The sequence below is a fragment of the Pseudomonas sp. BB438 genome (assembly GCF_057180225.1).
On the sequence record NZ_CM170001.1, the window covers coordinates 1,092,502 to 1,104,864 of the forward strand.

The 12,363-nt window shown below is 66.0% G+C and carries 9 protein-coding genes; 5 read left to right on the plus strand and 4 right to left on the minus strand.

Annotated elements, in window-relative coordinates:
* Positions 1–145: 145 nt before the first annotated feature.
* The 3 genes from AC1ZV1_RS05260 to AC1ZV1_RS05270 form a co-directional block, all read right to left on the minus strand.
* Positions 146–1,948, minus strand: a complete 1,803-nt coding sequence (locus AC1ZV1_RS05260; protein WP_484295812.1) for a phosphoethanolamine transferase CptA — start codon at positions 1,946–1,948, stop codon at positions 146–148.
* A gap of 96 nt (positions 1,949–2,044) precedes the next feature.
* A complete protein-coding gene (locus tag AC1ZV1_RS05265) occupies positions 2,045–2,839 on the minus strand; it encodes a tetratricopeptide repeat protein (RefSeq protein WP_484295813.1) in 795 nt (264 codons plus the stop codon).
* Between the two features lie 6 nt (positions 2,840–2,845).
* The gene (locus AC1ZV1_RS05270; protein ID WP_484295814.1) at positions 2,846–3,526 is read right to left on the minus strand and encodes a Fe2+-dependent dioxygenase; all 681 of its coding nucleotides are present in this window, start codon (positions 3,524–3,526) and stop codon (positions 2,846–2,848) included.
* 201 nt (positions 3,527–3,727) lie between these two features.
* Between AC1ZV1_RS05270 and AC1ZV1_RS05275 the strand changes: the two genes are divergently transcribed.
* A complete protein-coding gene (locus AC1ZV1_RS05275) occupies positions 3,728–6,028 on the plus strand; it encodes a TonB-dependent receptor (protein ID WP_484295815.1) in 2,301 nt (766 codons plus the stop codon).
* Between the two features lie 181 nt (positions 6,029–6,209).
* A complete protein-coding gene (locus AC1ZV1_RS05280; protein ID WP_484297507.1) occupies positions 6,210–8,756 on the plus strand; it encodes a PepSY domain-containing protein in 2,547 nt (848 codons plus the stop codon).
* 233 nt (positions 8,757–8,989) lie between these two features.
* Here the strand turns inward: AC1ZV1_RS05280 and lpxO are convergent, their stop codons facing one another.
* Complete coding sequence (lpxO, locus tag AC1ZV1_RS05285) at positions 8,990–9,889, minus strand: lipid A hydroxylase LpxO (RefSeq protein WP_484297508.1); 900 nt, start codon at positions 9,887–9,889, stop codon at positions 8,990–8,992.
* A gap of 129 nt (positions 9,890–10,018) precedes the next feature.
* Here lpxO and AC1ZV1_RS05290 point away from each other — a divergent pair, with 129 nt between their 5' ends.
* From AC1ZV1_RS05290 to AC1ZV1_RS05300, 3 genes are read left to right on the plus strand one after another with little or no spacing between them, the layout of a single operon-like run.
* On the plus strand, positions 10,019–10,774 hold the full coding sequence (locus tag AC1ZV1_RS05290) for a 5-oxoprolinase subunit PxpA (protein ID WP_484295816.1): 756 nt from the start codon (positions 10,019–10,021) through the stop codon (positions 10,772–10,774).
* Positions 10,771–11,448: a 5-oxoprolinase subunit PxpB gene (pxpB, locus tag AC1ZV1_RS05295; RefSeq protein WP_484295817.1), complete on the plus strand. Its 678-nt coding sequence runs from the start codon at positions 10,771–10,773 to the stop codon at positions 11,446–11,448. Before AC1ZV1_RS05290 ends, pxpB begins: the two co-directional genes overlap by 4 nt.
* On the plus strand, positions 11,445–12,362 hold the full coding sequence (locus AC1ZV1_RS05300; protein ID WP_484295818.1) for a 5-oxoprolinase subunit C family protein: 918 nt from the start codon (positions 11,445–11,447) through the stop codon (positions 12,360–12,362). The genes pxpB and AC1ZV1_RS05300 overlap by 4 nt, the downstream gene beginning before the upstream one ends.
* Position 12,363 lies beyond the last annotated feature (1 nt).

Consider the following 12,363-nt stretch of genomic DNA (forward strand, 5'->3'; position numbering starts at 1 on the left):
TCAGGTCGGTTCGCGCTGCGAGCGGCGTCAACCTGTAAGAGTCGCCATCGTGGTCATAGCGCCCTCCGGCAGGTTGCAGCCATTGCTGGGGCACCATGAAAAACGCCCCGCAATGGCGGGGCGTTTTCATGGCCTTACGGAAGACTCAACCCTCCTTGGGTTTCTGCTCCCCAGGAGCCTGGGCCGTGGCCGGCGCCTTGGCATCCTTGGCGACTTCCTGCTTCGCTGCGGCCTGGTCCTGCGGCAGCTTGTCGAACTCGTGCAGGCCGTCCTTCCGGTACGGGTCGCCGATCCAGCGCTTGGCGACGACGAACTGATCGTTCACCAGGCTCTTGGCCGGCTCGAAGCGGTCGTAGCTCAGTCCGGCGAGGTCCGACAGCGTGTGGATCAGGTGCGAACTGCTGTAGGAGCGGTTGGCCACCGCCTGCAGGTCGCGCGGGTGGGCGGCCTGCCAGCTCGGCGAGGTCCAGACCATGAACGGAATGGTGTACATCGGCCGGGTCGGGTCTGCCTCGTTGCGGCCAAGGCGGTCGTGGTTGCCGGAGCTGTAGACCTCCTCACCGTGGTCGGAGAGGTAGAGCATGAAGCCGTTGGCGTTGGAGGCCGAGTAGCGCTTGATCAGGCTCGACACCACGAAGTCGTTGTAGCGCACCGCGTTGTCATAGAAGTTGTAGGTCTCCACCTGGTCATCCGACAGCGCCGAGGGTACGCCCTGGCGGTCCTTGAAGTGGGCGAACTCTTCCGGGTAGCGATAGCGGTAGTCCATGTGCGTGCCCAGCAGGTGGATCACGATGAACTTCTTCTGCGCCGGGTCCTTCAGGGCCTTCTCGAATGGGTCCAGCACCACGCCGTCGTACTGGCTGGCGTTCTGGTTGCGCTGGTTGTTCAGGTACGCCTGCTCGTCCGTCTGCTGGGAGAAGGTGGTGAGCATGGTGTTGCGCTTGGTCATCGTCTGCTGGTTGGTGATCCAGAAGGTCTTGTAGCCCGCCTGTTTCATCAGGTTGATCAGCGACGGATCGGTGAGGAACTTGTCCGGATTCTGCTCATCGCCGAAGGTGAGGATCTGCTGCATCACCTCGATGGTGTACGGGCGCGGCGCGACCACGTTCTGGAACACGGTCAGGCCCTGGCCGCTGGCGGCGATGGCGTCGAGGTTCGGCGTGGTGTCGCGGCCGTAGCCGTACAGGTGCATGTGCTGCCGGGTGGTGGACTCGCCCAGCACCAGGACCAGGGTGCGCGGGGCGTCGCCGCTGCTGTCCTGGAGGTTCTGCAGGGGCGGCAGGGAGGCGTTCTGCTGCAGCAGCTTCTGCATGTTGTCCAACTGCTGGCGGTATTGGACGTAGCCCACCACCAACTGCCACGGCACCGCCGGCTCCATGCGCGACTGCACCTTTTCCACCGCTTGGGCGAAGGTGCGCTCCTGGGTGACCATCTGCTTGTAGAAGGGGTAGAACAGGTTCATCACCACCAGCAGCACGGCCAGCGGCACGCGGGCGTACGCCGGCATGCTGATCGGGCGGATGCGCTTCCACAGCAGCACGGCGACCACGGTGTAGACCAGCAGGGCGACGCAGAGCCAGAGGCTGAAGTACTGACTGAAGTATTCGCCCGCTTCGGCGGTGTTCGACTCGAACATCACGAAGATGACGCTCTGCGAGAACTCCTGGTGGTAGATGCCGAAGTAGCTCAGGCCCACCAGCGAGGCGCCCCAGAGCACCAGGCCGATGATCGCGGCGATGCCCTTGGTGAAGCGCGGCAGCAGCAGCGGCGGTGCGAGCCACAGGCTGCTGAGGAAGAAGGCGTCACGGAAGCCGGCGAAGCCGGTGATGCCACTGAACAGGATCAGCGCCTGGGTGACGCCGGAGAAGTACCAGAAAAACAGCAGAAGCCAGCCCAGGGCGGCCCAGTCCACGCGTTTGCGCGCTGCGGGGGTTGTGGTGTTCGACACTTGCGCCTCGTCGTTACGTGGCGGCTGCCGAACGCTCCGGCAGCCAGGGTAGCCGGCGAAGCTAGCAGTGAGCGCGTGAAAATAACGTCAAAGGTGTCAGGCAACGCCCATCTCATGGGCGAGTTGCTGGAGATCCGATTCGTCGCCGAGCTCGGCGGCGCGCTGGAAGTAGGCGAGGGCCAGCTCACGCAGGCTGGGCGGCATCGAGGCAGCCAGTTGGTGGCGCGCCACCCGCAGGAAGTTGAGGTTGCCACCGTCCAGTGCACGCTCCAGCCAGATGCGTGCGGCGGGCAGGTCGCCCCGTTCCGCGAGTACCGACGCATGGCTGAACTGGCCGCGGAAGTCGCCGGCCTCGGCTGACCGCCGGTACCACTGGTGGGCCGCTTCCAGATCGCGCGGCACGACCAGGCCTTCCTCGTGGAAGCGTCCGACCAGGTTCATCGACTTGGCATGGCCCAGGGCCGCGGCGCTCTGGTAAAGCGCCAGCGCCCGGGCGTCGTCGCGTTCCACGCCACGGCCGGTGGAGAGCAGGTTGGCGAGGTTGTACATCGCCCAGTCGAGTCTCTGCTGCGCGGCGATGGCGTAATGGCGGGCGGCACCGGCCTCGTCCTTCGTGCAGCCCCAGCCGTGCTCCAGGCAGCGTCCGAACATGTTGCGCGCCATGGCGTGGCCGCGCTCGGCGGCGATGCCGAACCAGGTCAGGGCGAGACTCACGTCCTGCTCGATGCCGTGGCCGTCGAGGAGTATCTGCCCGAGCAGCGCCTGGGCTTCGAGGTCGCCCTCGCGGGCACCCGCCACGATGAGGCGAGCGGTCTGTCGCGGGTCATCGGCAAGTTGGCCGGTGAGGTCTTCGACGTTGATTTCTTCAGTGCGACGCAGGACGAAGCTCATGGCAGATCAGACGTCCACCCAGCGGCGCAGCAGGTTGTGGTAGGTGCCGGTCAGCTCGATCAGCGCCGGGTGGTCCGGGACGTCGCGGGTCAGCGCCTGGATCGACTGGTCCATCTGGAACAGCAGGGCGCGCTGGCTGTCCTCGCGCACCAGGCTCTGGGTCCAGAAGAACGAGGCGATGCGTGCGCCACGGGTCACCGGGTTGACCTTGTGCAGGCTGGTGGCGGGGTAGAGCACCAGGTCACCGGCCGGCAGCTTCACCTGCTCGGTGCCGTAGGTGTCCTGGATCACCAGTTCGCCGCCGTCGTAATCCTCCGGATCGCTGAAGAACAGCGTCGAGGACACGTCGGTACGTACCCGTTCGCGGCCGCCCTGGATGTCACGCACGGCATTGTCGATGTGGAAGTCGAACGAGCCGCCGCCGGTGTAGCAGTTGAACAGCGGCGGGAAGACCTTGTTCGGCAGCGCAGCGGACTGGAACAGCGGGTTGCTCCACAGGCGCTGCAGCATCGCTTCGCCGATTTCGCGGGCCAGCGGGTGGTCCTGCGGCAATTGCAGGTTGTGCTTGGCGCGGGACGACTGGTAACCGGCGGTGACCTTGCCGTCAGCCCATTCGGCCTGCTCCAGGGCGGCGCGGATGCGCGTCACCTCATCACGGGTGAAGACGCCAGGAATGTGCAGCAGCATGGGCCGGTTCCATCAGGTTCGATAATTTGCCAATGATAATGATTTGCAACAGATCGGTACAACCGCCATACCCCTACTTCCGACAGGGGGAAAGTGTAAAAGTTGTAAATCATGTGCGTATGGGAATACTTGCGAATTGATACAGCTTCTCAATTGCAATAGATTGCGCGGCCTTCATGAACCCCTGGGGAGGGAGTTTCGATGTCGCGTCAATCCACCGAGTTCGCCGGCAGCAAGCCGCGCCTTCTAGTCAGCGCTGTCGGCGTGGCGATCACCGCCATGTCCGGTTCCCATCTGGCCCACGCTGACGAGGCTTCTCAGAAGAAGTCCGGCCAGGACGTGCTGTCCCTGGACGCCGACACCGTCGTCGGTAGCCAGCAGCAGGACCCGACCACCTACAACGTCGAGAAGTCCGCATCGAAGAAGTACACCGCGCCGCTGCTGGATACGCCGCGTTCGGTGACCGTGGTACCGCAGCAGGTGATCAAGGACACCGGCGCGCTGACCCTGCAGGACGCGCTGCGCACCGTGCCGGGCATCACCTTCGGCGCTGGCGAGGGTGGCAACCCGACCGGTGATCGACCGTTCATCCGTGGCTTCGACGCACAGAGCGACACCTACGTCGACGGCGTCCGCGATACCGGCGCGCAATCGCGTGAAGTCTTCAACCTCGAGCAGATCGAAGTCAGCAAGGGCCCGAACTCGGCCTTCGGCGGCCGTGGCTCGGCCGGCGGCAGCCTGAACCTGATCAGCAAGCAGGCCAAGGCCGGCAACTTCACCGACGGCAGCTTCACCTACGGTTCCGACCAGACCCGCCGCTACACCCTGGACACCAACCAGGAATTCCTCGACGGCAACGCCGCGTTCCGCCTGAACCTGATGACCCACGATCAGAACGTCGCCGGTCGCCAGGCAGTGGATGCCAGCCGCTGGGGTATCGCGCCGTCCGTGACCTTCGGCCTCAACGGCCCGACTCGCGTCACCGTCAGCCATTACCACCTGGAAAGCGACGACACCCCGGACTCCGGCATCCCGTACGCCAAGAGCGCCGACCGCAGCAAGCACAATCCCGACAAGCCGGTGAACGTTGACCGCGACAACTACTACGGCCTCGAGGATCGCGACTTCCAGAAGAGCCGCATCGACACCAGCACCATCACCTTCGAGCACGACTTCAACGATGCCCTGAGCCTGCGCAACACCACGCGCTACGGCACTGCTCACCAGGACTACATCTGGACCCAGCCCGACGACAGCCAGGGCAACATCAACAACGGGACCGTCTGGCGCCGCAACAACAACCGCATCAGCACCACCACCACCGCGACCAACCAGACCGACCTGTTCGGTGAGTTCTACCTGGCCGGCTTCAAGAACAGCTTCACTACCGGCCTGGAGTTCACCCGCGAAGACAGCAAGCGCGACGCCTACACGGTGAACACCAACACCGGCTCCAGCGCCGGCGCCAACAAGTGCCGCCCGGCCATCGTCGGCGCGCCCAGCGGTTACAACTGCACCAGCCTGGAGAACCCGAATCCGCACGATCCGTGGAACGGCAGCATCGTCCGCAACTACACGCCGCTGAATACCGTCGCCACCACCAAGGCGATCTACGGATTCGACACCATCGACCTGAACGAGCAATGGCAGGTCAACGTCGGCGCGCGCTTTGACAGCTTCGAAACCACCGCCAAGGATCACGCCAAGAACACCAAGTTCGACGACAGCTCCAGCTTCTGGAACTGGCAGGCCGGTGTGGTCTACAAGCCGGCGCCCAACGGCAGCATCTACGCGTCCTACGCCACCTCGGCGACGCCGCCGGGCAGCATGCTGGACAACGGTGATACCTCCAACTCGGTCGACACCTATGCGGTGAACAACAACCTGAAGCCGGAAGAGACCACCAACTACGAAATCGGTACCAAGTGGAACTTCCTTGACGAGCGCCTGGAGCTGACCGCGGCGATCTTCCGCACCGACAAGGACAACGCCCGCGTGCTGGTCGCCAACCAGACCTACGACAACGCCGGCCAGTCGCGCGTCGACGGCCTCGAGCTGTCCGCCAGCGGCAAGATTACCGATAAGTGGAAGGTCTTCGCCGGCTACAGCTACCTCGACAGCGAGCTGGTCAAGGCGGGTAAGGCTGGCCGCAGCGGCAACGTCACGGCCAACGCCTTGTCCAACAACGGCAACAAGATGCCCAACACGCCGGAAAACAGCTTCAGCCTGTGGACCACCTACGACGTCCTGCCCAACGCCACCATCGGCGGCGGCACCTTCTACGTCGACAAGGTCTACGGCGACGTGGCCAACACCATGTACGTTCCGGACTACTGGCGCTACGACGCGATGGCTTCCTACAAGCTGAGCAAGAACGTCGACTTCCAGCTCAACGTGCAGAACGTCTTCGACAAGCAGTACTTCGACAAGGCCTACGCCGCGCACTACGCGTCGCAGGCGGCCGGCCGCACCGTGCTGCTGTCGACCAACTTCCACTTCTAAGGCCGCGCACCGCTGGCGACCTGCCCCGGCCGATGCTCCTCGGCCGGGGTTTTTCTTTGTCCGGGCTTCGGCTAGCGAAGGTAAGCCCAGGGTAAAGATTGTTAAATCGGCTGCGTTTGCGAGCCATTCTCATTAAAATGCCCGCCCGGCGTGATGGGTATCCGAAGGTGAAGCTGCGGTGTTGAAGAGAGTCCTGTTCCAGTTGCATTGGCTGTTCGGTATCAGCGCAGGTCTCGTGCTGGCGCTGATGGGTATCACCGGGGCGATGCTGTCCTTCCAGGATGAAATTCTGCGCGCCATCAACCCCGAGAGCCTGGTGGTGGAAAAGCGCGCCGAGTCCGTGCTGCCGATGGACGAACTGATCCGCCGGGTAGAGAACGCCGAACCGGACAAGAAGGTTGCCTTCCTCTGGCTCAAGACCGAGGGCGTGGAGTCCGCGCGCATCTTCTTCACGCCGCCGCCGGGTCAGCGCCGCGGTGAATCGCGCTATGTCGACCCCTACACCGCCGAGGCGCTGCCAGCACCGGTGGGTGAGGGCGCCTTCATGTTCATCATGCAGTTGCACCGCTTCCTTGCCGCTGGCGAATTCGGCCAGCGAATCACCGCTGCCTGCACCCTGATCCTGGTCTTCTTCTGCCTCTCCGGCCTGTACCTGCGCTGGCCGCGCAAGGCGCTGAACTGGCGCACCTGGCTGACCTTCGACTGGCGCAAGAAGGGCCGCGCCTTCAACTGGGACCTGCACGCCGTGGCCGGCACCTGGTGCCTGGTGTTCTACCTCCTGGCCTCGCTGACCGGCCTGTACTGGTCCTACGAGTGGTACCGCAACGGCCTGTTCAAGCTGCTCGACGATGCTCCCGCCGGTCAGGCCAAGGGCGGCCAGCGCGGCGGCAAACGCGGCCCGGCACCTGAAGGCCCGCCGCCGGTCGTGGATGCCACGGCCATCTGGAACACCATCGCGCAGACCGGTGGTCCCAACATGACCGCCTACAACCTGCGCCTGCCGCCGGTGAAGGGCCAGCCGGCCACCGTGTTCTACCTCCTCGATGACGCCGCCCACGAGCGCGCCTTCAACGAGATGACCATCGATCCGGCCAGCGGCAAGCTGCTCAAGGATCGCCGCTACAACGACAGCAGTGCCGGCAAGCAACTGCTCACCAGCGTCTACGCCTTGCACGTGGGCAGCTACTTCGGCCTGACCGGGCGCATCCTGATGATGCTCGCGAGCCTCGCCATGCCGCTGTTCTTCATCACCGGCTGGCTGCTCTACCTCGACCGCCGGCGCAAGAAGCGCGCTGCACTGGCCGCGCGTGGCGAACTGGATAACCGCACAGGCGGCGCCGACGCCTGGCTGGTGGGCTACGCCAGCCAGAGCGGCTTCGCCGAGCAACTGGCCTGGCAGAGCGCCGGCCAACTGCAGGCGGCCGGGCTGCCAGTGCGCGTCGAGCCGCTGGGCAAGCTGGATCGCGCCCAGCTGGAGCAGACCCGCAACGCACTGTTCGTGGTCAGCACCTTCGGCGAAGGCGAGGCACCGGACAGCGCCCGTGGTTTCGAACGCCAACTGCTCGGCCAGGCCCTCGGCCTGAACGACCTGCGCTTCGCCATGCTCGCCCTGGGCGACCGCCAGTACGAACACTTCTGTGGCTTCGCCCGGCGCATGCAGGGCTGGCTGCAGGGACAGGGCGCGCGTCCGCTGTTCGACGGCGTGGAAGTGGATAACGGCGATGCCGCCGCGCTGCACGACTGGCAGGTTCGCCTAGCCGAGCTCTCCGGCACCGCGCCGCAAGTGGCCTTCACCGCACCGGCCTTCGAGGTCTGGACGCTGAGCGGTCGTGAACACCTCAACCCTGGCAGCCAGGGCGAATCCACCTGGCTGCTGCGCCTGAGCGCGCCGTATGATTCGCAGATCGATTGGGCTGCCGGCGACCTGGTGGAGATCGTCCCGCGCCAACCGGGGTTCCTCGTCGACCGCTGGCTCGAACGCCTCGGTCTGGATGGCGCCACCACCGTGCAGGTGGACGGCCTGGCGATGCCGCTGCAGGACGCCCTGGCCGGCTGCCTGCTGCCCGGCAACCTCGAACACCTGGTCGGCCAGCACGGCCAGGCGGTGGTGGATGCGCTGATCAAGCTCTCGGTGCGCCAGTACTCCATCGCCTCGTTGCGCAGCGAAGGCGCCATGGAGCTGATCGTTCGCCAGGAACAGCACGCCGACGGTTCGCTGGGCATCTGCTCCGGCTGGCTGACCGAGTACCTGCCCGAGGGCGGTAGCCTGTTGATGCGCCTGCGCCGCAACCGCAGCTTCCACCTGACCGACGACGACCGTCCGCTGATCCTGGTCGGCAACGGCACGGGCATCGCCGGCCTGCGCGCGCTGCTGCAGGCGAGCGTGGCCGAGGGCCGCTCGCGCAACTGGCTGCTGTTCGGCGAGCGCAACATCGCCCACGACTTCTACTGCCGCGAGGAACTGGAAGGCATGCTGGCGCGCGGCGAACTGCAGCGCCTGGATGTCGCCTTCTCCCGCGACCAGGCCGAGAAGATCTACGTACAGGATCGTCTGCGCGCCAGCGGCGACGTCCTCGCCCAATGGCTCGACGGTGGCGCGGCAATCTACGTCTGCGGCAGCCTGCAGGGCATGGCCGAAGGCGTCGACCGTACCCTGCGCGAGCTGCTCGGCGATGCCGAGGTCGAGCGGCTGCTGGAAAGCGGGCGCTACCGCCGCGACGTTTACTGATCTACCTGTCGCGGGCGTGGTCTGCTCCAGTTAGGAGCCGGCCATGCCCGAGATCAGCCGGCAAGGCCGGCATTGGCGCCCCGCACAGCCCTTGCCGTTACTCCCGAAATCCACCGCACGGGATTTCGCGGCCATCGATGCTTCTGCGAGCGGATCACCCCGCGACGCCCTGGACGCTCCGCATACAAAAAGGCCCCCGCGAATGCGGAGGCCTTTTTGATTTCAGACGCGGCTCATATCCAAAGGAACACGGCGAGCACCGCCGCAAAGAAGCCCCATTTCTGCAGGTAGTACAGCTTGCGGTTGCGCTTCTTCAGGGCCTTGCCCTGCAGGCGGATCTTGTACAGCGAGGCGAAGGCGCGATTGATGCCTCCGGTCTTGTCGCCCGCGTCGTTGGGCGAGGCGGCCGCGGCCATTACGTTGCGGCTGAACCAGCGGTTGAACGCCGTCGCCCAGCGGTACTTCAGCGGACGCTCGATGTCGCAGAAGAGAATCACCCGGTCGTGGTCCGTGGTGTTCTCGGCGTAGTGGATGTAGGTCTCGTCGAACACCACCGCTTCGCCATCGCGCCAGTGGTAGCGCTCGCCGTCCACCTCGATGAAGCAGCCCGGATCGTTCGGCGTCAGCAGGCCCAGGTGGTAGCGCAGCGAGCCGGCGTAGGGGTCTCGGTGGCGCACCAGGCGCGAGCCCGGCGGCAGCTCGGCGAACATGGCGGCCTTCACCGACGGAATCTGCCGGAGCAACTCGGTGGTCTTCGGACACAGCGCGTCGGCGGACGGATGGCTGTCGTCGTACCATTTCAGGTAGAAGCGCTTCCAGCCGGTCTTGAAGAAGGAGTTGAAGCCCACGTCGTTGAGCTGGTCGGAGCGCTTGATGCTGCCGGCGTCGCGCAGGCGCAGGGCTTCGCTGCGGATCGCCTCCCAGTTGTCGCTGAGCAGGCGCATCTCGGGGAATTCGTCGGTGGCCAGGTACGGGCGGCTCGGCACCTTGGAGAACAGGTACATGATGCAGTTGATCGGCGCCAGGAAGCTGGAGTGGTCGCTCAGCTGGCGCGTGAACTTGTGGCGCACCCGCCCACGCAGGTGGACATACACGATACTCAGGCCGAAGGCGGCCAGGATGGCGGCTTTGATCATTCGGGGGTGATTCCACGTCAATAGAGCGGGAATGGTACTCCTCCTGAACGTGACTGAGTATTCTCCGAAGGCCAAAGGCCAGTGCCTGCTTTACCCTGTAGGAAATCCAGAAGGACGGCCAGACCGATGACCGAGCGCACCCCTCGAATCCTGCTCAACTGCGACATGGGCGAAAGCTTCGGTGCCTGGCGCATGGGCGATGACACCCACGCCATGCCGCTGATCGACCAGGCCAACCTGGCCTGCGGCTACCACGCGGGTGACCCGCTGACCATGCAGCGTACCGTGCGCCTGGCCGCGGAGCAGGGCGTGAGCATCGGGGCGCACCCCGCCTACCCGGACCTCGCCGGTTTCGGTCGCCGGCACATGAGCTGCTCGCCCGAGGAAGTCCACGCCCTGGTGCTCTACCAGATCGGTGCGCTGGATGCGTTCTGCCGCGCTGCCGGTGTCCAGGTGGCCTACGTGAAGCCCCATGGCGCGCTCTACAACGACCTGGTGCGCGATGACGCGCTGCTGTCCGCCGTGCTCGACGCCTGCGCCGCCTACCGCAAGCGTCTGCCGTTGATGGTGCTGGCCCTGGCCGATAACAGGCGCGAGCTGCAATTGGCCGACACGGCCGATGTGCCGTTGATGTTCGAGGCCTTCGCCGATCGTGCCTACCTGCCTGACGGCCAGCTCGCTCCACGTCGCCTGCCCAACGCCGTCCACCATGAGCCGCAGCGTATCCTCGACCAGGCCCTGGCCATCGCCCGCGGCGAACCCTTCCCAGACATCGACGGCAACCCGTTGCGCCTGCGCGCCGACAGCCTCTGCGTGCACGGCGACAACCCCGAATCCCTGGCGGTGCTGCGGCGCCTGCGTGGCCTGCTGGACCAGGCATGATCCGTGTCGAAGCCTTTGGCGCCACGGCGCTGCTGATCACCCTTGCCGAGCAGCCCGACGGCGAACTGCCGTTGCGTATCGCCCGCCTGGCCGACCGGTTGCGCGCCGAGTTGGGCACGCTGCTGATCGACTGCGTACCGGGCTTGACGACACTGCTGCTGCACTACGACCTGCTGCGGATCGACCTGGCGCAGTTGCAGGCCCGCGTCCAGGCCGTACTGGCGGACTGGCCCGGCGATTCCCTCGTCGACAGTGCGAGCCACCTGCACGAAATCGCCGTGTGGTACGCCGGTGAAGACCTGGCGGAGGTCGCCCATCGCTGCGCGCTCACGCCCGCGCAAGTGATCGAATTGCACGCTGGCCGCGACTACCGCGTCGGCGCCATCGGCTTCTCGCCAGGCTTCGCCTACCTCGGCGAGCTGGACCCACGCCTCGCCCTGGCGCGCCGGGACACGCCGCGCACGCACGTGCCCGCTGGCAGTCTGGCCATCGCCGAGCGGCAGACGGCGATTTATCCACAGGCCTCGCCCGGCGGCTGGCATCTGCTCGGCCGCACCGCGCAGCGGCTGTTCGATCCGTATCGGGAGCCGCCGTGTCCGCTGGCGGTGGGCGATCGGGTGCGCTTCGTGCCCGTCGATGAGGCGGCCTATCGTGCCGCCGGAGGCGAGCCATGAGCCTGGCGGTGATCGCTTGTGGCCCGCTGTGCCTGCTGCAGGATGGTGGCCGGCAGGGCTGGCAGCGCCTGGGGGTTTCGCCCGGCGGCCCTGTGGATAGGCACGCGGCGGCCTGGGCCCAGCGCCTGCTCGGCAATGCGCAGGACGCGTCGTTGTTGGAGATCGCGCTGGGCGGCGTGGAGTTGGCCGTGCAGGCGGACACCTGGCTGGCGTTGACCGGTGCCGACGTGCCGGCGACGCTCGATGGCGAGGCGCTGCCGGGCTGGTCGCGTTTTCCCGTGAGGGCTGGGCAGCGCCTTAAACTGGGCTTCGCCCGTGCCGGTCAGCGTGCCTATCTCGCCGCTGCCGGCGGCTTTCCGGCGAAGTCGATACTGGGCAGCGTCGCAACGCAGGTGCGGGAACAACTGGGGGGACTGGCCGGCAATGGTCGGCCGCTGGTGGCGGGTGATCGGCTGGCGTGCGCGAGCCTTGGCGAACGCTTTGCCAGAGGCGCCAGCGTGCCCTGGCCTTATCGACCGGATTACCGCGAGACCCCGACACTGCGTGTGCTGCCCGGTCCCGATGCGTTCAGCGAGGAGCAGCGCCAGCCCTTCTTCGAACAGACGTGGCGAATCAGCCCGCAGTCCGATCGCATGGGCGTGAGATTGCGCGGCGCGGCGCTGAGCGCGCCGCGTCGGCAATGGTCGTTGGGGATCGTGGAGGGCGCCATCCAGGTGCCACCGGACGGCCAGCCGATCATCCTGCTGGCCGACCGGCAGACCATGGGCGGCTACCCGCTGCTGGGCGTACTGCACCCGCTGGACATCGGCCGCCTGGCGCAATGCCCGGCGCACAGCGAGGTGCGATTCACCCAGGCGAGTGTGGAACAGGCGCAGGCGGACCTGAGCGCCTTCCTGCGGTTCTTCTCCGGCTGAG

What these genes read in the sequence shown, in the direction of transcription:
- AC1ZV1_RS05265 (WP_484295813.1), bottom strand. Translation starts at nt 2,839, where the DNA reads ATGAGCTTCGTCCTGCGTCGCACTGAAGAAATCAACGTCGAAGACCTC.
- AC1ZV1_RS05270 (WP_484295814.1), bottom strand. Translation starts at nt 3,526, where the DNA reads ATGCTGCTGCACATTCCTGGCGTCTTCACCCGTGATGAGGTGACGCGC.
- AC1ZV1_RS05275 (WP_484295815.1), top strand. Translation starts at nt 3,728, where the DNA reads ATGTCGCGTCAATCCACCGAGTTCGCCGGCAGCAAGCCGCGCCTTCTA.
- AC1ZV1_RS05290 (WP_484295816.1), top strand. Translation starts at nt 10,019, where the DNA reads ATGACCGAGCGCACCCCTCGAATCCTGCTCAACTGCGACATGGGCGAA.
- pxpB (WP_484295817.1), top strand. Translation starts at nt 10,771, where the DNA reads ATGATCCGTGTCGAAGCCTTTGGCGCCACGGCGCTGCTGATCACCCTT.
- AC1ZV1_RS05300 (WP_484295818.1), top strand. Translation starts at nt 11,445, where the DNA reads ATGAGCCTGGCGGTGATCGCTTGTGGCCCGCTGTGCCTGCTGCAGGAT.